The sequence below is a fragment of the Spirosoma arboris genome, from assembly GCF_009754945.1.
Taxonomy (GTDB): Bacteria; Bacteroidota; Bacteroidia; order Cytophagales; family Spirosomataceae; genus Spirosoma; species Spirosoma arboris.
On record NZ_WPIN01000096.1, the window covers coordinates 1 to 248 of the forward strand.

The 248-nt window shown below is 60.1% G+C and carries 1 protein-coding gene; it reads right to left on the reverse strand.

The window, feature by feature from the left end; translation table 11 throughout:
• Positions 1–248, reverse strand: a 248-nt coding sequence (locus tag GO755_RS41295; protein ID WP_198175110.1) for a hypothetical protein, incomplete at both ends; no start/stop codon positions are given.

Below are 248 nucleotides of genomic sequence, written 5' to 3' on the forward strand. Positions count from 1 at the left end.
ACCAGAGCTGTGGCGGAATACGTATTGGATACGGGGTCACAAGTACTGGCCGTTGCCGAGCTGACCAGCGAACAGACAGGAGCTACCGAACAGGAGGCCGGAGCCGTATAGGTGGTACTGGCGGTCTGGCCCAGATAACTGACCGTCACGGTGTGAGAGCCGGTTCCACTAGGTAAGCCGCTCAGCGAGTACGGGATCGAGGTGGCTCCTGCACTGACCGATAGGGTGGTAGTCGTGGCTCCATCGGT